Annotated in this window: 18 protein-coding genes; 7 read left to right on the plus strand and 11 right to left on the minus strand. The window is 66.9% G+C overall.

What is annotated here, in order from left to right; all coding sequences use genetic code 11:
• Positions 1 to 23 precede the first annotated feature (23 nt).
• From coaD to ACTXG5_RS24575, 6 genes are all read right to left on the minus strand, one after another.
• Complete coding sequence (coaD, locus tag ACTXG5_RS24550; protein ID WP_445161264.1) at positions 24 to 506, minus strand: pantetheine-phosphate adenylyltransferase; 483 nt, start codon at positions 504 to 506, stop codon at positions 24 to 26.
• A gap of 6 nt (positions 507 to 512) precedes the next feature.
• Complete coding sequence (gene rsmD / locus ACTXG5_RS24555; RefSeq protein ID WP_445164574.1) at positions 513 to 1,085, minus strand: 16S rRNA (guanine(966)-N(2))-methyltransferase RsmD; 573 nt, start codon at positions 1,083 to 1,085, stop codon at positions 513 to 515.
• On the minus strand, positions 1,082 to 4,465 hold the full coding sequence (locus ACTXG5_RS24560) for a pyruvate carboxylase (protein WP_445161265.1): 3,384 nt from the start codon (positions 4,463 to 4,465) through the stop codon (positions 1,082 to 1,084). Before ACTXG5_RS24560 ends, rsmD begins: the two co-directional genes overlap by 4 nt.
• Before the next feature lie 10 nt (positions 4,466 to 4,475).
• Positions 4,476 to 5,078, minus strand: a complete 603-nt coding sequence (locus tag ACTXG5_RS24565) for a vitamin K epoxide reductase family protein (protein ID WP_445164575.1) — start codon at positions 5,076 to 5,078, stop codon at positions 4,476 to 4,478.
• A gap of 42 nt (positions 5,079 to 5,120) precedes the next feature.
• Positions 5,121 to 5,888 (minus strand): DsbA family protein, encoded by a 768-nt coding sequence (locus tag ACTXG5_RS24570; protein WP_445161266.1) that lies wholly within the window; start codon positions 5,886 to 5,888, stop codon positions 5,121 to 5,123.
• A 97-nt stretch (positions 5,889 to 5,985) separates the two neighbouring features.
• Positions 5,986 to 7,104 carry an alpha/beta hydrolase gene (locus ACTXG5_RS24575; RefSeq protein ID WP_445161267.1) on the minus strand — a complete coding sequence of 373 codons (1,119 nt, stop codon included), beginning with the start codon at positions 7,102 to 7,104 and terminating at the stop codon, positions 5,986 to 5,988.
• Here ACTXG5_RS24575 and ACTXG5_RS24580 point away from each other — a divergent pair.
• The 4 genes from ACTXG5_RS24580 (at position 7,103) to ACTXG5_RS24595 (ending at position 11,135) form a co-directional block, all read left to right on the plus strand.
• Positions 7,103 to 7,948, plus strand: coding sequence for an aldo/keto reductase (locus ACTXG5_RS24580; RefSeq protein ID WP_445161268.1), 846 nt, complete (start codon positions 7,103 to 7,105; stop codon positions 7,946 to 7,948). The genes ACTXG5_RS24575 and ACTXG5_RS24580 overlap by 2 nt on opposite strands.
• A 5-nt stretch (positions 7,949 to 7,953) precedes the next feature.
• Complete coding sequence (locus tag ACTXG5_RS24585) at positions 7,954 to 8,796, plus strand: aldo/keto reductase (protein WP_445161269.1); 843 nt, start codon at positions 7,954 to 7,956, stop codon at positions 8,794 to 8,796.
• Positions 8,797 to 8,811: 15 nt separating this feature from the next.
• Positions 8,812 to 9,582 carry a class I SAM-dependent methyltransferase gene (locus ACTXG5_RS24590; protein ID WP_445161270.1) on the plus strand — a complete coding sequence of 257 codons (771 nt, stop codon included), beginning with the start codon at positions 8,812 to 8,814 and terminating at the stop codon, positions 9,580 to 9,582.
• Positions 9,583 to 9,887: 305 nt separating this feature from the next.
• The gene (locus tag ACTXG5_RS24595; RefSeq protein ID WP_445161271.1) at positions 9,888 to 11,135 is read left to right on the plus strand and encodes a DUF222 domain-containing protein; all 1,248 of its coding nucleotides are present in this window, start codon (positions 9,888 to 9,890) and stop codon (positions 11,133 to 11,135) included.
• Positions 11,136 to 11,410: 275 nt separating this feature from the next.
• Here the strand turns inward: ACTXG5_RS24595 and ACTXG5_RS24600 are convergent, their stop codons facing one another.
• From ACTXG5_RS24600 to ACTXG5_RS24610, 3 genes are read right to left on the minus strand one after another with little or no spacing between them, the layout of a single operon-like run.
• A complete protein-coding gene (locus ACTXG5_RS24600; RefSeq protein ID WP_445161272.1) occupies positions 11,411 to 12,121 on the minus strand; it encodes an HNH endonuclease family protein in 711 nt (236 codons plus the stop codon).
• Complete coding sequence (recG, locus tag ACTXG5_RS24605) at positions 12,118 to 14,346, minus strand: ATP-dependent DNA helicase RecG (protein WP_445161273.1); 2,229 nt, start codon at positions 14,344 to 14,346, stop codon at positions 12,118 to 12,120. The genes ACTXG5_RS24600 and recG overlap by 4 nt, the downstream gene beginning before the upstream one ends.
• A gap of 2 nt (positions 14,347 to 14,348) precedes the next feature.
• Positions 14,349 to 16,019: a DAK2 domain-containing protein gene (locus tag ACTXG5_RS24610; RefSeq protein ID WP_445161274.1), complete on the minus strand. Its 1,671-nt coding sequence runs from the start codon at positions 16,017 to 16,019 to the stop codon at positions 14,349 to 14,351.
• Between the two features lie 224 nt (positions 16,020 to 16,243).
• Here ACTXG5_RS24610 and rpmB point away from each other — a divergent pair, with 224 nt between their 5' ends.
• Positions 16,244 to 16,438 (plus strand): 50S ribosomal protein L28, encoded by a 195-nt coding sequence (gene rpmB / locus ACTXG5_RS24615; protein ID WP_445161275.1) that lies wholly within the window; start codon positions 16,244 to 16,246, stop codon positions 16,436 to 16,438.
• Between the two features lie 15 nt (positions 16,439 to 16,453).
• Here rpmB and ACTXG5_RS24620 read toward each other — a convergent pair whose 3' ends face one another.
• Both ACTXG5_RS24620 and ACTXG5_RS24625 read right to left on the minus strand, forming a co-directional pair.
• The gene (locus ACTXG5_RS24620) at positions 16,454 to 17,275 is read right to left on the minus strand and encodes a mycofactocin-coupled SDR family oxidoreductase (protein ID WP_445161276.1); all 822 of its coding nucleotides are present in this window, start codon (positions 17,273 to 17,275) and stop codon (positions 16,454 to 16,456) included.
• Between the two features lie 21 nt (positions 17,276 to 17,296).
• Positions 17,297 to 18,187 carry an SDR family NAD(P)-dependent oxidoreductase gene (locus tag ACTXG5_RS24625; RefSeq protein ID WP_445161277.1) on the minus strand — a complete coding sequence of 297 codons (891 nt, stop codon included), beginning with the start codon at positions 18,185 to 18,187 and terminating at the stop codon, positions 17,297 to 17,299.
• Positions 18,188 to 18,283: 96 nt separating this feature from the next.
• Between ACTXG5_RS24625 and ACTXG5_RS24630 the strand changes: the two genes are divergently transcribed.
• Positions 18,284 to 18,727 (plus strand): nuclear transport factor 2 family protein, encoded by a 444-nt coding sequence (locus tag ACTXG5_RS24630; RefSeq protein WP_445161278.1) that lies wholly within the window; start codon positions 18,284 to 18,286, stop codon positions 18,725 to 18,727.
• 4 nt (positions 18,728 to 18,731) lie between these two features.
• Positions 18,732 to 19,943: a sulfotransferase family protein gene (locus tag ACTXG5_RS24635; protein WP_445161279.1), complete on the plus strand. Its 1,212-nt coding sequence runs from the start codon at positions 18,732 to 18,734 to the stop codon at positions 19,941 to 19,943.
• Positions 19,944 to 19,949 lie beyond the last annotated feature (6 nt).

Genomic DNA, 19,949 nt, shown 5'->3' on the forward strand with positions numbered 1-19,949 from the left:
CCGCGACCGCCGTCGGACCGGGGTCAGTGGTCACCGGAACGCCTCTCGCGGATTCGGCGGTTCACCGATTCCGGCAGCAGCGCAGACACGTCGCCGCCGAGCATCGCGACCTCCTTGGCCAACGACGACGACACGAACGAATACTGCGGCGCGGTGGCCACGAAGAAGGTGTCCACATTGGCGACGTGCTTGTTCATCTGGGCCATCTGCAGCTCGTATTCGAAATCGGTCCCGGTGCGCAGTCCCTTGACGATCGCGGTCATCCCACGGGACGTGACGAAGTCCACCACCAGGCCTTGCCCGACCTCGACCCGCAGGTTCGACAGATGGGACGTCGCTTCCTCGATCATCGCGATTCGCTCGTCGACGTCGAACATGCCCTTTTTGGCGGGGTTGGTCAGGATCGCGACCACCACCTCGTCGAACTGTGCCGAGGCACGTTCGAAGACGTCGATGTGGCCCAACGTCACCGGGTCAAACGAGCCCGGGCAAACGGCGCCGCTCATAAGCGATCAAGGTAGCAGGGCGGCGGCGCCAAATTCGGCCAGCTCCAAACGGGTGTCGCCGTAGACACGCTCCGGCCATGGGGTCCAGCCGTCCGGCCAGGTCAGCGGCGCGCCGGCGGCGGCACGCTCGACGACCGCAACTGTCCCCTCGCGCACCCACCCGTGGGCGCTCAGCGCGGCGACGACGGCCTGGACCTCGGCGGTCTCGATGTCATAGGGCGGGTCGGCCAGCACCAGATCCACCGGCGATCCGGCCCCGCCGGCCAGCACGGCGGCCACCGCGCCCCGGCGCACCGTCGCACCAGGCAGACCCAGGGTCTCGATATTGCGGGCGATGACGGCCGCGGTTCGCTGATCGGACTCGACGAGCAGCGCCGACTCCGCGCCGCGCGAGAGCGCCTCGAGGCCCAGCGCGCCCGAACCGGCGTAGAGGTCCAGCACCGCCAGGCCGGTCAGATCGCGGCGCGCGGTGACGATGTTGAAAAGCGACTCGCGCACCCGATCGGTGGTCGGCCGGGTTCCCCGCGGCGGCACCGCGATGCGTCGCCCTCCAGCGGCGCCGCCGATGATCCTCGTCAGCTGAGCACCACCAGCAGATCTCCGCCCTCCACCTGCGCGGTGCTCGACACCGCCACCCGCGCCACAGTGCCGTCCTTGGGTGCGGTGATCGGCGCTTCCATTTTCATCGCCTCGATGGTGGCGATGGTCTGGCCGGCACTCACCTGATCGCCCTCGGTGACTCCGACGGTGACCACGCCGGCGAAGGGGGCCGCGATGTGGTCGGGATTGCTTCGTTCGGCCTTCTCGGCGGTCGGGACCGTGCTGGCAATGCTGCGGTCGCGCACCAGAACCGGCCGCAGTTGTCCGTTCATGATGCACATCACCGTTCGCATGCCGCGCTCGTCGGGTTCGGAGATGGCCTCGAGGCCGATCAACAGATCAACTCCGCGTTCCAGCTCCACGCTGTGCTCTTCGCTTTGGCGCAGCCCGTAGAAGAACTGGTTGGCCGACAGATGTGAGGTGTCGCCGTAAGTTTCCCGGTGCTCCTCGAATTCCTTTGTCGGACCGGGGAATAACAACCTGTTCAGGGTCGCCTGACGTTTGGGGCCATTCAGCGCCAGAGCGGCCTCATCCTCCGCTGTCAGTTGCTGTGTCGGCTTGGCCGCGGCGCGACCGGCCAGCGCCGCGCTGCGCAGCGGCTCGGGCCACCCGCCGGCCGGGTCGCCCAGCTCACCGCGCAGGAATCCCAGCACCGATTCCGGAATATCGAATCGCGCTGGCTCGGAAGCGAACTCGTCCGCGCTGATCCCGGCACCGACCAGGGACAGCGCCAGATCGCCGACGACTTTCGACGACGGGGTGACTTTGATCAGCCTGCCCAACACGCGGTCGGCCCCGGCGTAGGCCTCTTCGACCGCTTCGAATCGATCCCCCAACCCCAGCGCAATCGCCTGCTGGCGCAGGTTCGACAGCTGGCCGCCCGGGATTTCGTGGTGATAGACCCGTCCCGTCGGCCCGGGCAGCCCGGATTCGAAGGGCGCGTAGACCTTACGCAGCGCCTCCCAATACGGCTCCAGCGCACAGACCGCCGGTAGCGACAGACCGGTGTCGTACTCGGTGTGCGCGGCCGCGGCGACGATCGAGCTCAGCGCGGGCTGGCTGGTGGTTCCGGCCAGCGGCGCGGCGGCACCGTCGACGGCATCGGCGCCGGCTTGCCAAGCGGCTATGTAGCTGGCCAGTTGACCGCCCGGGGTGTCGTGGGTGTGAACGTGGATCGGCAGGTCGAAGCGGCTGCGCAGCGCGCTGACCAGTTGGTGCGCGGCCGGTGCCCGCAACAGTCCGGCCATGTCCTTGATGGCCAGCACGTGGGCGCCGGCGTCCACGATCCGCTCGGCCAGGTTGAGGTAGTAGTCGAGTGTGTAGAGGCGCTCGCCGGGATCGGTCAGGTCCCCGGTGTAGCACATCGCGACTTCGGCTATCGCAGCACCGGTTTCACGCACCGCGTCGATCGCCGGGCGCATGGAATCGAGGTTGTTGAGCGCGTCGAAGATGCGGAAGATGTCGATGCCGGTGGCGGTCGCCTCCTCCACGAAGGCCGACGTGACCAGCTCCGGGTACGGCGTGTAGCCCACGGTGTTTCGGCCCCGCAGCAGCATCTGCAGGCAGATGTTGGGGATCGCCTCGCGCAGGGTGGCCAGCCGTTCCCAGGGATCCTCCTTCAGGAATCGCAGCGCCACATCGTAAGTCGCGCCGCCCCAGCACTCCACCGACAGCAGCTCCGGCATCGTGCGGGCCAAATACGGTGCCACCATATTCAATCCGCTGGTACGTACCCGGGTAGCCAGCAGCGACTGGTGGGCATCGCGGAAGGTCGTGTCGGTGACGCCGACCGCCGGCGACTCCCGCAGCCAGCGCGCGAAACCCTCCGGCCCCAACTCAACCAACCGCTGCTTGGAGCCTGCCGGCGGCGCCACCTCGAGATCTGTCAAGGGCAGCTTGTCGTGCGGATACACCGTCGACGGATGGGTGCCGTGCGGATGGTTGACCGTGACGTCGGCCAGATAGGTGAGGATCTTGGTGCCGCGGTCCGCCGAGGCGCGTGCGGTCAGCAGCTGTGGGCGTTCGTCGATGAAGGACGTGGTGACCCGGCCGGCCTGGAAGTCCGGATCGTCCAGGACCGCTTGCAGGAACGGAATATTCGTCGACACCCCGCGAATTCGGAACTCCGCGATCGCTCGGCGCGCCCGCGATACCGCCGTGTGGAAATCACGGCCCCGGCAGGTCAGCTTGACCAGCATGGAATCGAAGTGGGCGCCGATCTCCGCGCCGAGGTTCGTGCTGCCGTCCAGCCGGATGCCGGCACCGCCCGGACTGCGGTACGCGCTGATACGGCCGGTGTCGGGCCGGAATCCGTTGGCCGGATCCTCCGTGGTGATCCGGCACTGCAGCGCCGCGCCGTGCGGCCGAACGTCCTGCTGCCGCAGGCCCAGGTCGTCCAACGTCTCACCGGAGGCAATGCGCAACTGGCTGGACACCAGGTCGATGTCGGTGATCTCCTCGGTCACGGTGTGCTCCACCTGAATCCGCGGATTCATCTCGATGAAGACGTAGTGTCCGTTCTCGTCCAACAGAAACTCGACCGTGCCGGCACAGCTGTAGCCGATATGCCGGGCGAACGCGACCGCGTCGGCGCAAATCTTGTCCCGCAGTTCTGCGGCCAGGTTCGGTGCGGGCGCCAGCTCGATGACCTTCTGGTGGCGCCGCTGCACGCTGCAGTCGCGCTCGTAGAGATGGATCACATTGCCGATGTTGTCGGCCAGGATCTGCACCTCGATGTGGCGCGGTCTGATCACCGCCTGCTCGAGATAGACGGTCGAGTCGCCGAAGGCCGACTCGGCTTCGCGGCTGGCGGCTTCGATCGCTTCGGGCAGCGCGGCGATATCGCCGACCCGGCGCATGCCCCGACCGCCGCCGCCCGCAACTGCCTTGACGAACAACGGAAATCGCATGTCGGCTGCCGCTGCAACCAGCTCGTCGACCGATGACGACGGCGCCGAGGAGGTGAGTACGGGCAACCCGGCTTCCCGGGCGGCGGCGATGGCCCGGGACTTATTTCCGGTCAACTCAAGGACTTCGGCGCTGGGACCGACGAACGTGATGCCGGCGGCCGCGCAGGCCGCGGCCAAATCCGGGTTCTCCGACAAGAACCCGTAGCCGGGGTAGACGGCGTCCGCGCCTGCCCGGCTAGCGGTTTCGACGATTTCGTCGACCGACAGGTAGGCCCGCACCGGGTGACCCACGTCGCCGATCTGATACGACTCGTCGGCCTTGAGTCGGTGTTGCGAATTGCGGTCCTCGTAGGCGTACACGGCGACGGTGCCGACACCAAGTTCGTAGGCGGCGCGGAACGCCCGGATCGCGATCTCGCCGCGATTGGCCACCAGCACTTTGGAAATCACCCTTGACTCCTTACAGCAGCGTCGACCAATAGTCCCAGAACCGCGCCATGATCAGCAGAAACACCGCGGTAAACCATAGCGCGGTGATCGACCATCGCCATTGGTAGAGCAGCCGCGCCGCGGTGGCCTCGCGGCTGTCGAGCACCGGGCGAAGCGCGATGGACCCGACCACCACCAGCAGCGTGATCGTCATCGCCCAGACCACCATGCAGTAGGGGCACAGCGCTCCGATCCGGTAGAGGCTCTGGAAGATCAGCCAGTGTACGAACACCGTACCGACGAAGATCCCGGCCGTCAGCCCGATCCAAAACCATTGGGGTAAAGGTACTTTCGCCACAGCCAGGACACCGACGACCAATATGACGGTGAACGCCACGATGCCCAGCAGCGGGTTGGGGAAGCCCAGTACCGATGCCTGCGATGTGACCATCACCGAGCCGCACGAGATGATCGGATTGAGGTTGCACGACGGCACATAGGACGGGTTGAGCAGAATGTCGATCTTCTCCACCGTCAGGGTCATGGAGGCGAGCAGGCCGACCGCGCCGGCGATCAGCACCCACCACGCGCTGAGCGCCGATGCCCGCACGCCACGCGTGGGAGCCGGTGTCAGGTCACCGGATCGCTCGGCGGATTCAACCGACACCGCGACACCTCACGAACTCGCGGGCGCAACAGCTGTGTCGATGCCCGGCACGTCACCCACGATGCTCTTGATCTTGGCGACCAGCGCGTCGGGTGTCGACGGGTCGTAGTTCTCGCCGTTGATCTTGATCGTCGGGGTGGCGGTGACATTCGAGGCCGCCGCTTCCCCGCTGACCTTGGAGAGGTACTTCCCGCTGTTGACGCAGTCCGGCACCTTGCCGACGACGCCGGCCTGACGGGCGTATTCGATCAATTTCGCGTTGTCGGGGAAACTGGTGCCGCGTTCATCGGGTTGAACCTGGGTGGTGAACAGCGCGGTGTGAAAACGGCGGAACGCGTCCATCGACTCGTCGGCGACACACAGGGCCGCCGCCCCCGCCCGCGAGGAGTAGTTCTGGTTTTTGGAGCTGTCGAGAATGGCCACCATCGAGTAATCGGCCGCGACGGCGCCGGCGTCGATCAGCTTGGACACCGTCGGTCCGAAAGTGCGCTCGAAGTTACCGCAGGCCGGGCACAAGAAGTCCTCGTAGAACGTGACGACGGCCTTGGGGTTGCTGGACCCGGGCGCGGTGACCAGCTTGCTCGACGTCACGCGCACCGTGTCGCCCTGACCGGCGACGCCGCCCTTCTTGTCGTGATGTGACGTCACGATGTAGAACACGAGCGCTACCGCGAAGACGATGACGAACGCGGTGCCGCCGATTTGAATGAGCCGGCCGGACTTGCCGTCTGCGGACTTCAGGTCGAATCGGGGGGGACGTTTCGATTTGTCGGCCACAGGTTCCCTGATCCTTACTGTGCTTGGGTCGGCTTGCGGGCGTGTCCGTAGGTCGGAGACGGCGCTTCTAGGTTACCGGCGGCGACTGCGGGGCAAATCAGGCCCGGCTCAGGTGCGCGCGCAGGGCCGAAATCATGTCGCTGGTCGCGGCCGCGCTGTCGCCGCCGAGCTGAAACAGACTGGCGAAACCGTGGGTGAGCGAACCCAAGTACCGCAGATCGACCGCAGTGCCGGCGGCTTGCAGCGCCATCGCGTAACGCTGACCTTCGTCGCGCAACGGATCGAATCCCGCGATGGCGATCAGCGCTGGCGCCAGCCCGGACAGCGACTCGGCCTGCAACGGCGACATCAGCGGCTCCGCCGGGTCGATGCCGGTGCCGCGCAGGTACTGGGCGGTGAACCAGTCGACATCTCGCTTGGTCAGCACGAAACCACGGGCGAACAGGCTCAGCGACCGGGTCTGCGCGGTGAAGTCGGTCCGCGGGTACATCAGCCACTGCAGCAGCGGGGCCGGGCCACCGTCGTCGCGGGTCCGCTGGCACACGACCGCGGCGAGGTTGCCGCCCGCGCTGTCTCCCCCGACCGCGACACGCCCGGGGGTCGCGCCGAGTTCGCCGGCGTGCTCATAAGCCCACCTGAACGCCGCATAGGCGTCGTCGATGCCGGCGGGCGCCGGATGCTCGGGAGCCAGCCGATAGTCGATCGACAACACATGGACTCCGGCGTCACGGGAGGTCAGCCGGCACAGCGCGTCAGCGGTGTCCAGGTCGCCGAGCGCCCAGCCCCCGCCGTGGTAGAAGACCAGCAAGTCCGTCGCCTCACCACTGGCCGGCTGGTAGTGCCGCGCCGCGATCTCGCCGGCCGGTCCGGGGAGCATCAGCTCGTCGACCGTGACGTGAATCTGTGGACCGGGCAGTGCCAGGAGCGACTGGCGCATCCACGCGCGCGATGCCACCGGGTCGGAGTTGAGGACCAACCCGTCGATGCCGCCAAGCCGCAGGCCAGACAGCATCAGCTGCAGGGTGGGATCGAGTGTGTTGCCGTCGATGATGATCGCCCGACCGCCGAACATCACCCGCTTGGCCGGCGTCGGGATCCACGGGATGGCCTTGACGCCGACGCTGGTGACAACCTCCTGCACGCGATCGGTCCAGCGATTCGATGCGCGTTTGGCTTCGAGATGCAGGTCCGGTGCGCCTGGCAGACTCTGTGTCATGTCCGGCTCCCTTGAAAAAAACGTAGTCACACTCAATGACGGTCATACGATCCCCGCCGTCGGGCTCGGAGTCTTCCAGGTCTCGCCGGCGGAGACCGAGCAGGCGGTGAGTACTGCGCTGCGCGCCGGGTACCGGCATATCGACACCGCCGCCGCCTACCGCAATGAACGGGAGACCGGGCGCGCGTTGGCCGATTCCGACGTGCCGCGCGAACAACTTTACGTCGTGACCAAACTATGGAACCCGGAGCAGGGCTACGACAGCACGTTGGCGGCCTTCGACGCCAGCATGGACCGGCTTGGCCTGGACTATCTCGACCTCTACCTGATCCATTGGCCGATGCCCACGCTGGGAAAGTTTGTCGACACCTTCAAGGCCTTCGCTCACCTGCGCGACCAGGGCCGGATCCGGTCCATCGGAGTCAGTAATTTCGAACCCGAGCACCTGATGGTTCTGATCGATGCCACCGGCATTGTTCCCGCGGTCAATCAGATCGAGCTGCATCCCCGCTTCCCCCAGACGGAATTGCGGAAAGTGCATTCCCAACGCGGCATCGCGACCGAAGCGTGGGCGCCGCTGGGGCAGGGAGCGCTGCTGACCCATCCGACCGTCACGGCCGTCGCCGAACAATGTGAGCGGACACCCGCCCAGGTGTTGATTAGGTGGCATATCCAACTCGGTAATATCGTGATCCCCAAGTCGGTGAATCCTGCGCGGATTGCGAGTAACTTCGACGTGTTCGATTTCGAACTCAGCGCCACGCAAATGGCGACGATCTCCTCGCTCGACGACGGAACGCGACTTGGTCCTGATCCACGAACTTTCGTTTTCACAGGTAGGTGAATGACGTGACTGGCGACTCGGGCGCCGCACCCTCGATAGCTCTCAATGACGAAAACACGATGCCGGTGCTTGGCCTCGGCGTCGCGGATTTGTCGGATGACGAGACCGAACGCGCCGTATCGGCAGCGCTGGAAATCGGCTGCCGGCTCATCGATACCGCCGCGGCTTACGGCAACGAAGCCGCAGTCGGTCGCGCTATTGCCGCCTCCGGGATTCCCCGCGCGGAGCTGTTCGTCACCACCAAGCTGGCCACCGCCGAGCAGGGGTTCACTATTGCCGTGGATGCCTGCGCCGCCAGCGTGGAGCGACTAGGCCTGGATTACGTCGACCTCTACCTGATTCACTGGCCGGCCCCTGCGCTGGGCAAGTATGTGGACTCCTTCGGCGGACTGCTCCAAGCCCGCAGCCTCGGACACACGCGCTCGATCGGCGTCTCCAATTTCACCGAGGAATATCTGTCGATGGTCATCGACCTGACCTTCACCACACCGGCGGTCAACCAGATCGAGTTGCACCCACTGCTCAACCAGGACGAGATGCGCAAGTCCAACGCGCAGCACAACGTCGTGACACAGTCCTACACGCCGTTGGCTCTGGGCAGGTTGATGGACAACCCGACCGTGACCTCGGTCGCGGGCGAATACGGCAAGACGCCTTCGCAGGTGCTGCTGCGGTGGAACCTGCAACTGGGCAACGCGGTCGTCTTCCGGTCGGCCACGGCCGAGCACATCGCAAGCGACTTCGACGTGTTCGATTTCGAGTTGGCCGCCGAGCACGCGGACGCCATCACCGCGCTCAACGACGGAACCCGGCTGCGTCCGGACCCGGACACCTACGACGGCTCGTAACCGGCCCGGCCGCTAGTGCCGGGTCGCGGGGACGGCGACGGCGCGGTGCGGTACGACCGGACCGGGCGCACTTACTCACGCACCCGCCAGGCCGACCCGCGCGTCGTTGCGGTCATCGACGAAGCGCTGCTCGGAATGACGTCAGTCGCGAACATCGGCGCGGGCGCGGGCTCCTACGAACCGGCGCACACCGTTGTCGCGGTGGAACCCAGCCGGGTCATGATCGCCCAGCGGCCGCCCGGCTGCGCCGCCGCGGTCCAGGCCGTCGCCGAGCGGCTGCCGATCCGCTCGAACTCCGTGGACGCCGCGCTAACCGTGCTCACCGTGCACCACTGGACTGACCTCGCGCAGGGTATCGCCGAGATGCGGCGTATCGCGCGTCGGCGCCTGGTCGTCTTCACCTGGGACCACAACCTGTTTCAGCGGTTCTGGTTGGTCAGCGACTACCTGCCCGCGGCCGCGCAGACCGACGCCGACCTGGCCATCCCGATCGCCAACCTGGTGTCGCTGCTTGGCGATCCGAGGATCATCCCGGTACCCGTCCCGCACGATTGCGTGGATGGATTCGGCGGCGCCTACTGGCGCCGGCCACACGCCTACCTCGACCCGGCCGTCCAGGCCGGTATGTCCTTATTCGCTCTGACCCCGAAAGCAGAACTGCGGCAAGGCCTTTCACGGCTGCGCGCAGACCTCGACAGCGGCGCCTGGGATCGCCGGCAGCAGGATCTCCTGGACAAAGAGCAGCTGGATCTGGGCTACCGACTCCTCGTCGCCGAGCTTCCCTAGGGTCGCGCCGGGCAGGTGGCTTCACCGCAAAGTACGGCGTCCTCATGCATGCCGACAACGTGTGGCCCCAGGGCCGTCACGTCGAGATCGAATGCCGCAACCTTATCCTGTTGTCATTCAACGACATAACACCTGACTTGGCTCACGATTCGGGGTTCGCAGTGGTCGCTGCGGGTTAGCGTGTTGCTTTTCGCTTTGGGCGGTGGGCTCTCGGTCGAGCACCTCTTATCTGTTGGTGACGGCCACTTTCCGGCGCGCGGTTCGCGCCGCCGGGAATTGTCGTACCCGGCTGCAATGATGACGTTATGTCCTTGACCGCAGCAGCTGTCGCGGCGGTGAGCCCTGCCCAGCGTCTTGAGGTGTTATTCGAGGAGTTGGCGGAGTTGACCGGTCAACGCAACGCGATTGATGGGCGCATTGTGGAGATCGTCGCCGAGTTGGATCGCGACGAGTTGTGCGGCGCTACGGGTGCGCGCTCGGTGGCGGCGTTGGTGGCCTGGAAGACGGGATCGTCATCGGGAAACGCTCACACGATCGCCACCGTGGCGCGCCGGCTGGAGGAATTTCCCCGCTGTGCGCAGGGCATGCGGGAAGGCCGGCTGTCGCTGGATCGGGTCGGGGTGATCGCGGCGCGGGCGGGCCAGGGATCCGATGAGCATTACGCGAAGCTCGCCGCGGTCGCGACGGTCAACCAGCTGCGTACCGCGGTCAAGCTGGAACCGCGACCCGAACCCGAGCCCCGGCCTCAACCGCAGGCCTCGATCACCAAGACCTCCGACGAGGAGCTCACCTGTTGGCGCATCAAACTTCCGCACCCGGATGCGGCGAAGTTCGACGCGGCACTGGCGTCTCATCGCGACGCGGCGTTCGCCGAGTGGAAACTCGATCGCGAGGACCGCGAGCGGACATCAGATATCACGCCGCCATTGCCGGGCACTGTCGAGGCGTTCATGCGCCTGGTGGAGGCCGGATGGGACGCCGAGGCGGCCCGCCGGCCACACGGGCAGCACACCACAGTGGTGGTGCACGTCGACGTGGAACAGCGCGCCGCGGCGCTGCATCTGGGTCCGCTGCTCACCGACGCCGAACGCCGATACCTGACCTGTGATGCGACCTATGAAGTCTGGTTCGAACGTGACGGCGAGGTCATCGGCGCCGGGCGAGCGACCCGCCAGATCAACCGGCGGCTTCGCCGCGCGCTCGAGCACCGCCACCCCACCTGCGCGGTTCCCGGTTGTGGTGCCACCCGCGGTTTGCACGCACATCACATCCGGCACTGGGAGGACGGCGGTCTGACCGAGTTGTTCAACCTGGTGTTGGTATGCCCGTACCACCATCGGTTGCACCACCAGGGCGTCATCACCATCGCCGGACCGGCAGACGATCTCATCGTCACCGACAGCTCCGGTCGACGGCTCTACGCAAGATCACTCGCGCGTCCGCCACACCTCCCCCCGCCCGCTGTCTCACCGTGCCGCGGGCCCACTGGCGAACGCGCCGACTGGTGGTGGTATGAACCCTTCCAGCCGCAACCACCACCGACAACCAACTAGATTGGTCACCGCCGCCGGTCATCGGATCGAAGCTCAAACCGGTTGGGGCGGGAGGAAATTCGTTCGCGATACGCGCAACAGCCGCATCGTGACGAGCGAAGCCGACATCCCCGCACCGCCGACCCGCTACCCGACAACCTCCGCGAACCCTCACCACGATCCGCGCCCCCGGGAAGCCAACTTGAGCCAAGTCGGGTCGGGGGGCCAGTCTTTCCCGGGAACAGCTTCACGATCCCAGGAGGACCGCGCTGCGCCAGGCTAAACGAACGGCCCTTTCAACTCCTAGGGCAGGTCGCCGCGGCCTGACGCAACACATTCACCGAAGCCTGATCCACCGGCAGCTGATAACCACGCAGCACCGCGATGAACTGCATCGCGTATTGACAGGCGAACGCCTTGTTCGGCGGCATCCACTGCCCGGGCGGCAGGTCGCCCTTGTCCTGATTGGCCTGGCCCTGCACGGCCAGCAAGTTGGCCGGATCGTTGGCGAAACGCAGGCGCTCGGGATCCGGCCAGCCGAAGGCGCCCATGTCCCAGGCGTAGGCCAGCGGGACGATGTGGTCGATCTGCACCGATTCGCCGACTTTGGCGCCGCGCTGGAAGGCGATGGTGGTGTTGGTATACGGGTCGTGCAGCGTGCCGGTGGCCACGGCGCTGGGACACCGCTTGATCGACACATAGGTCTTGTCGAATAGATCGCGGTCGAGAATGTCATCGCGGGTGTCACAGCCGTTGTGCCCGCCCGGGGCGCCGTTGTCGTCGTCCCAGGCGTCTCCGAAGGCCGCCCTGCGGTAGTCATAGTGGTGCACTCGTTGCGGCTGCACCGCAATGCCGGCCAGCACGTCGGCTCCCGGCTGCACCGTGGGCACGTCGGCGCGCGCGGCGACTTCCGCGTGCTTGGCCGATGTCGACCCCAGCGTCTGATAAGCCACGAGCAGCGCAAGCACCGCGGCCACCGACAACCACAGCAGCACTTTGCGATTCACGACTTGTCCAGGTATTCGATGCGGTCGGTATTCGTGAATTGCGCTGCCAGCGAAGCCAATCCGGGGTGCTGGCCGGCGTCCTGATACGCGCGGGTGCAGAATTCTCGAGCGGCTTCGATGAATGTCAGGTGGTCGGCCAGCGACAGCAGCCTCAGGATGATGGCCTTACCGGACTGGTTGCGGCCCAGCACATCTCCTTCCCGGCGCTCTTTGAGATCCAGCTCGGAAAGGGCGAAACCGTCCAGCGTCCCGGCGACGGCACTCAACCGCCGGCCGGCCGGCGATCCCGGCGAGCTCCAGCTGGCCAGCAGGCACAGGCTCGGATGCTCGCCGCGGCCGATGCGGCCACGCAGCTGATGCAGTTGGCTGATTCCGAACCGGTCGGCGTCCATCACCAGCATGACCGTGGCGTTGGGCACATCCACCCCGACCTCAATGACGGTGGTGCACACCAGCACATCGATCTCGCCGCTGCGGAAAGCGGCCATCGCGGCGTCCTTCTCGTCGGCGGGCAACCGTCCGTGCATGAGCCCCAGCCGCAGATCCGACAGCTCGCCGGCGCGCAACCGGGCGAAAAGACCCTCGGCGGTCTCCGTCGGGCGCGCGTCGTCTTGGCCCTTCTCCGATTCGTCGGCCTCATCGATGCGGGGCGCCACCACATAGGCTTGCCGGCCGGCCGCGACCTCTTCGACGATGCGCCCCCAGGCACGGTCCAGCCACGCGGGTTTGTCCTTGACGAAAATGACATTGCTGGTGATCGGCTGGCGTCCGCGCGGCAGCTCCCGCAGCGTCGAGGTTTCCAAGTCTCCGTAGACGGTCAGCGCGACGGTGCGCGGAATCGGCGTCGCCGTCATCACCAGCAGGTGTGGGGTAATGCCTTCAGGAGCCTTGGCGCGCAACTGGTCTCGTTGCTCGACACCGAATCGGTGCTGCTCGTCGACCACGACCATGCCCAGGTTGGCAAACTCCACCGAGTCCTGCAGCAGGGCGTGCGTGCCGATGACGATGCCGACCTGACCGCTGACGATCTCGGCACGGACTTGGCTCTTCTGCGCCGCCGACATCGATCCGCTGAGCAGCGCCGCCCGGGTCGCGTTGTCGGCCCCGCCCAGCTGGCCGCCCATCGCCAACGGGCCGAGCACCTCGCGGATCGACCGCAGATGTTGTGCGGCAAGGACTTCCGTGGGCGCTAGCAGCGCGCACTGGTAGCCCGCGTCGACCATCTGCAACATCGCCAGCACCGCGACGATCGTCTTGCCTGAGCCGACTTCACCTTGCAGCAGCCGGTTCATCGGGCGATTGGCGGCGAGGCCGTCGGACAGCACGTCGAGCGTTTCGCGCTGTCCCGCGGTCAGCTCGAAGGGCAAGCGCTGCAACAGTTCCGCGGCCAGACCGGCCGAGCGTCGCGGTGCCGGTGGCCCCGATTGGGACAGCTCACCGTGGCGGCGCGACACCAGCGCCCACTGCAGGCCGACGGCTTCGTCGAAGGTCAGTCGGTCACGGGCACGGCGGCGCTCGACCTCGTCCTCGGCCAGATGGATCGCGCGCAGCGCCTGATCTTCGGGTATCAGATCGTGGGCGGCGAGAAGCTCGTCGGGCAGCGGATCGGTCACCGGATCGAGGACCTCGAGCACCTGGCGCACGCAGGCGAAGATGTCCCAGCTCTGCAGTTTGGTGCTGGCCGGGTAGATCGGGAAGAAGCGACGTTCGAACGCCGACATCAACAGCTCGCCGCTGATGGCCTGCGAGGTGTCCGCGATGGTTTTGAGCGACTTACTGCCGCGGTTGCGCCCACCCGGCGAGTCGAGGATGAGAAAGTCCGGGTGGGTCAGCTGCATGACGTTTTTGAAGTAGCCGACCTCCCCCGAGAGCATCACCTTGGTGCCCTCGGTGAGGTCCTTGCTGAGGTAGTCCGCGTTGAAGAACGTCGCGGTCATCTTGCTGCGACCCGAGCCCACGGTGATCCGCAGACATTTGCGCCTCGGGTTCTTCTTCATCGGAAACGAATGTGTGTCGGTGATGATGTCGACGACGGTGATGTGCTGGCCCTCTTCGGGCCGCTCGTCGCCACCCTCTTCGGCGCTGCGCACCGAAGCGCCCTCGGTGTAGCTGCGCGGGTAGTGGCGCAGCAGGTCGTCGACCGTCTGGATGCCGAACACCTCGTCGAGGGACTCCGCGGCCTTGGCGCCCAGAACGTAGTCCAGCCGATCACTCAACGACGCCACGATTACTCGACCCCGATCAGCAGGGCGTCGCCGCGATGGCCGGTGCGGTAGGTCACCAGCTCGGTGCCCGGATGGTGGTCGTGCACGTGCTCCTGCAGGATGTCGCGCACCGAGGCGGCGTCTGAGCCGATACCGGCACCGAACAGCACGGTCACCAGATCACCGCCGGACGCCAACAGCAGATCGAGCAGGCCGATCGCCGCCCCGGGCGTGTCGGCGGCCACGATGACCACCTCGTCGCCCGCGATGCCCAGGCCGTCGCCCGGCTGACAGTTTCCCGCCCAGGTCAGTGCGCTCTCGGTGGCCACGCGCACCGAACCGTGGCGGGCCGTGCCGGCGGCGCGGGCCATCGTGTAGCCGTCGTCGACCGCCTGCCGGCCCGTTTCGTGCACGGCCAGCGCGGCCAGCCCCTGCACCATCGACCCCGTCGGTATCGGTACCACGTCGATACCCCAGCCGATGGCCGCAGTGCAGCCGGCGACCAGCTCTTCGGCGGCCACATAGCCATTGGGCAGCAGCATCACCTGCGCGGCACCGGTGTCGACCACGGCCCGCATCAGCTGGTGAGCACTGATACCCGTGGCCGGGTCGCCCGCCTCCCCAGCGGGCTGCAGCACATCGGCGCCCTCGCCGGCGAACAACTCGGCGGCGCCGTCACCGTCGACGACGGCCAGCACCGCCCGTTCCCGCGTCCAGCTGCCCGCGGGCAGCCCGACGATCCCGGAGCTCAGCGCCGAGATCACGATCCGGCTCAGCCGTCCGGCCTCCAGCCCCGCTTCCACCGCCGCGCCGGCGTCATCGGTGTGCACGTGCACGGAGTAGCTGTCGGACGGCGCGGCGGCGATGGCCACCGATTCGCCCAGCTCCTCGAGCCGCTGCCGCAGCAGATCGGCGGCCGCGGCGTCGCAGCCATCCAGCCCGTACATCACCTCGAACTGTGGCGCCGGCCGTTCCGGAGCGCCCGCCGCCGGCTGTGCGCGCGGTGAGAGCTCGTAGACCGTGCGGGCGGGCGCTTGCCCGCTGACCGTGGAACCCAGCGCATCCAGCAGGACCAGCAGGCCCCGGCCGCCGGCGTCCACGGCACCGGCGTCGGCAAGCACGTCCAGCTGCTCGGGGGTCTTTTCCAGCGCGACGACGGCCGCGTCGCCGGCGGCGGTGATCGCCGCGGCCAGCCCGTCGGTCGCGCACTCGTCGACGGCGTCGGCGGCGGCCCGCAGTACCGAGACGATGGTCCCCGAGACTTCGCGCCCGCCCATCGAGCTGATCACCAGCTCGACGCCGCGCTGCAGCGCCGCTCCGAGCAGCACCGCGTCCAGGTGCGGCAGTTCACCACCGCAGTCCGCGGCCGCGGGCGCGGTGACGTCGGCGATGCCGCGCAGGATCTGCGACAGGATCACGCCGGAGTTGCCGCGGGCGCCGTTGAGCGCACCGACCGACAGGGCGGAAGCGACCCGGGCCACGCATCTCGGGGCACCGTCGGCGCCGATCCCCACGTTGGCCTCGGCCAGCGCGGAACGCATCGTGAACAGCATGTTCGCGCCGGTATCGGAGTCGGCGACGGGGAACACATTGAGGCGGTTGATCTCGTCGATGTGAGTGATCAGGTCGCTCACGGCGGTGTGCGCCCAGTCCCGCAGGGCCGGCGCGTCGAGCAGACGATCCGAACCGCCCACTGTGACCCACCTCCTCGCAGCCTTGTCCAGGCCAGCCGCCGGCCGGCAGGTAACCGGCCTACTGAGCCTAACCAGGGCGGGCGACAGCGTCAGATCAAGCCGAGGAGTCAGTTGTTGATCGTTTTGGTGGTTGCCCACCACAGTCGGTATCCTGGGCTGGCCCGGGTTACCCTGGGCCGTCCCGGCCGAGTGCCGGACCCCTGAACATTTGAGGAGTTTGAACGATGGCCGCTGTGTGCGAAATCTGCGGGAAAGGCCCCGGCTTCGGCAAGTCGGTGTCGCACTCCCACCGGCGCACCAGCCGGCGCTGGGACCCGAACGTCCAGACTGTGCACGTCGTGGCTCGTCCCGGCGGCAACCGGCAGCGACTCAACGTCTGCGCCTCCTGCATCAAAGCCGGCAAGGTCGTCCGCGGCTAGGCATTGCGGCCGCACCTACATCACGACGTGTCCGGCGTCGACGGGAATCGACACGCCCGTCACGTAGCGCGCGCGGGGCCCGACCAGCCACAGCACCGCCTCGGTGACGTCCTGCGCCTCCACCAGCGGCACGCCGGGCAACAGCATCTGGGAGACCGCCGGGTTCGGATTCTCCAGCATCCGGTTCACCACGAAGTCGTTGAGGATCATCGGGGTCGAGACGCCGCTCGGATGTACCGAGTTGACCCGAATCTGGTGTGGCGCATAGGCATTGGCTGCCGAGCGCATCAATCCGACCACGCCGTGCTTTGACGCGGCGTAGGCGAACATCGCGGCGCTGCCGTCGCCGCCCCGGCCGGTCAGGCCTTGCGAGGAGCTGACCAGAACGATCGAACCGCCCCGGCCGTTGCGGATGATCGACGGCACCGTCGCCAGCAGCGTGTGCCAGACCCCCTTGAGATTGGTGTCGACGATCGAGTTGAACACCGGCTCGGAATGGGTTTCGGGATCGCCGATCGCCACCACGCCGGCGTTGGCGATGACGATGTCCACCTCGCCGAGATCGTCGATGCCGCTCTGCACCGCGGCCTCCAACTGGGCCAGGTCTCGTACGTCGGCGACCACCGGTACGACCTTGCGGCCGGCGGCCTGGACCAGCCGTGCGGTCTCCTCGAGATCCGATTTGGTCCCCAGCGGGTAGGGAATCGCGTCGATATCGGAGCAGATGTCCACCGCGATGATGTCGGCGCCCTGTTCGGCGAGCGCCACGGCGTGGCTGCGGCCCTGGCCGCGCGCGGCACCCGTGATGACGGCAACCGAGTTGTCGAGTTCACCCATGACGGGCAACGTACCTGGCGGCTACACACATAGTTCGGTGCCGGTCTGTTCTTCGGCGAAAGCCACCAGCCGGGCGGCCGCGTCGTAGTCGGACGCGAGCGGTGTCCGACCGATCAGCGCCGGGTCGCCACGCAGGCCGAGCCTGCCGCTGACACCGACGAAACTACCCGGCGGCACCGGTTCGCTGATGCAGTACAAGGTGGGCGCCGCACCTTCGCCGATGTCGTTGGCGAGCCGATCGGCCACGACCTTGTGGGCTTTGTGCGCCAATGACATCAGCGGCGAGTCCGAGAGATTCGACAGGTTCGAGGCCACCCAGCCCGGGTGGGTGAGTTGGGTGACGATCGCGGATCCGGCGGCACGCAGCCTGCGGTCCAGCTCGAGCCCCCACAACATGACCCCGAGCTTGGACTGCGCATAGGATCCCAGCCTCGTCCACTTGTGGCGGCGCAGGTGCATGTCGTCGAATCGCAGCGTGGCCGACTTGTGCGCGTCGGAGCCGACATTGATGATCTGCGAACGCACCCTGGGCAACAGCAGATTGGTCAGCGCGAACGGTCCGAGCAGGTTGGTGCCCAGCGTCATCTCGAAGCCGTCGACGGTTTCTTTGCGACGGTCTGTGAGCGTGCCGGCGTTGTTGATCAGGATGTCGATTTCCCCGTCGACCTGATCGGCGAAAGCACGCACCGACGACAGGTCCGCGAGATCGAGCTTGATCACCGACGTCGAGCCGTCCATCTCGGCGGCTCGTTGCTTCCCCAGGTCGGTATTGCGCACGGCCAGGATCACGTGGGCGCCGGCTTTGGCCAGCGCGTGCGCGGTGCCCAGCCCGACGCCGTTGGTTGCCCCGGTCACGATGACTCGTTTGCCGGTCAAGTTGCCGAGGCGGCTCGGCGTCCAAGGTAACGTCACGGCGACTAAGAGTAATGGGCGGTTCTATGTAAGTTGGGCCAGTTCTGCCAACATGATCTGCAAAACGGCACAGGAGTCCATCCGAGGTGGCTTGGCATGAGTGACAGCGCGCGAGAAATCACCAACCTGATCTACACCTACGCCGAGCTCCTCGACGGCGGTGACCTGGACAGGGTGGCGGGGCTTTTTGAGCATGGCCGCATCTGCGGCATGGAGGACGGTCCGCCCGAGACGGTGTTCGCCGGGTCCGCCCGGGTGCGGCAGATGTATGAGATGGCCACCCGCATCTACGAGGACGGCACCCCCAAGACCAAACACAACACGACCAATGTGCAGCTGCACATCGACGAGGCGGCGGGGACCGCGCGCAGCACGTCCTACTACTGCGTCACGCAGGCCACCGAAGAGCTTCCGCTGCAGGTGATCGTCACCGGGCATTACAAGGACACGTTTCACCGCCTGGACGGTGTCTGGTGGTTCGACAGCCGGATCATGTTCGTCGACCAACTCGGCGACGTCAGTCAGCATCTGAAGTTCTGAGCGCGTGCACGCTTCGAGCGCCTTCGACGGCGCTTTTGATCCGGCCGCCGTGCTGGCCGATGCGCAACGCAAGGAGACACTGACCGATTGGGGCCCCGGCGAATTCGAGGGCCCGCTGCAGGTGTTGCTGGACGACTATGCGCGCGCCGACCTGAACGCCATCGGCGTGCACATCCTGCGCTCGGGCATTGTGCACAGCCTGCGCATGCGGCTTCGCACCCAGGAGTGGATCCGCCGCCACCCGGAGATCCTCGAGGAGCGGGTCGCCGCCCCGATCGTCGTCGTCGGAATGATGCGCAGTGGCACCACTCTGCTGCAGCGACTGCTGGCCGCCGACCCGCGCTTCATCTGCGCCTACGGCTGGGAGGTGGTCGAGGTCGCGCCCCGGCTCGACTATCAGTTCACCGGTCCCGATGTCGCTGATCCGCGCATCGCCATCAGCGAAGCGCGCGAAGCGAAATCGCGCGAGCTGGCGCCGGATCTGTTTGCCATCCACCCGATGTACGCGGCCGAAGCCGAGGAAGAGATCGTCTTTTTGGCCGACGCATTTTTGTCCCATGTCCCCGAATCCGGTGCCCACCTTCCGCATTACCGGTCCTGGCTCGACGAGCAGGACTTCTCCCCCGCCTACCACTACTTGCACCGGATGCTGCAATTCGTCCAGTGGCAGAAGCGGCAACGCTGTCCGGGGGGCGGCCTACAAGCACAACGCTGGGTGCTCAAATCGCCGGCGCACCTGGGCTATCTGGACGTACTGCGCGCGCAGTTTCCCGGCCTGCACATCGTCCACATGCATCGCGACCCGCGCACCACGATCGCTTCGGGGGCCAGCCTGAACGCCACCCTGCACGCGATGCACGCCGACACCGTGGACCGGCACCGGGTCGGTGCCCAATGGCTGGAGCGGATGGGCTGGACCAATGATCGGGCGATGGCGATACGCGACGGGTGGCAGGACGACACCGCCGTGGTCACCGACATCGGATTCGACGATGCGGTGGCCGATCCGATCGGGCAGGTGGCCCGCGTCTACGACGCCGTCGGCCTGCCGCTCACCGCGGCCGCCGAGGACGCGATGCGGCGCTGGTTGGCCCGGCGTCCCCGCGAGGCGGCACGCCCGCCCTACGGCCTGGAAAATTACGGCCTGCTTGCCGAGCAGGTCGACGAGCGATTCACGTTGTACAACAAAAGATTTCGGCAGTACGCCGGACAGTGAGGAGCA

The sequence above is a fragment of the Mycobacterium sp. Dal123C01 genome, assembly GCF_052566995.1.